This window comes from Halomonas sp. SIMBA_159 (genome assembly GCF_046536035.1).
Lineage (GTDB): Bacteria > Pseudomonadota > Gammaproteobacteria > Pseudomonadales > Halomonadaceae > Vreelandella > Vreelandella venusta_A.
In genome coordinates, this window is the sequence record NZ_JAWJBT010001426.1 from 1 (window position 1) to 242 (window position 242).

The window sequence follows — 242 nt, forward strand, 5'->3', positions numbered from 1 at the left end:
GGATATACTTCTGCTGGAAACCGCAAAAGATACCTGGGAAGAAGCCTTTCAGGCCGCTTCTGTGGTCGGTAAACGCAACCTGGTTCTTGTGACCTCAGCCAGCCATATGCCGCGCGCCATTGCCGAATTCAGCCAGGCGGGCTTGAGCCCGATCCCTGCCCCGACAAATTATCTCGCCAGTGATGAAATCCACCAGCCCTGGCTGAAATACGCACCTAAAGCCCAGTATCTGGAACAAACAG

General features: G+C 54.5%; 1 protein-coding gene. It reads left to right on the forward strand.

Annotated features, from left to right (window positions below):
• A partial coding sequence (locus tag R0J87_RS23945; protein ID WP_498889531.1) for an ElyC/SanA/YdcF family protein occupies positions 1-242 on the forward strand: 242 nt, incomplete at both ends.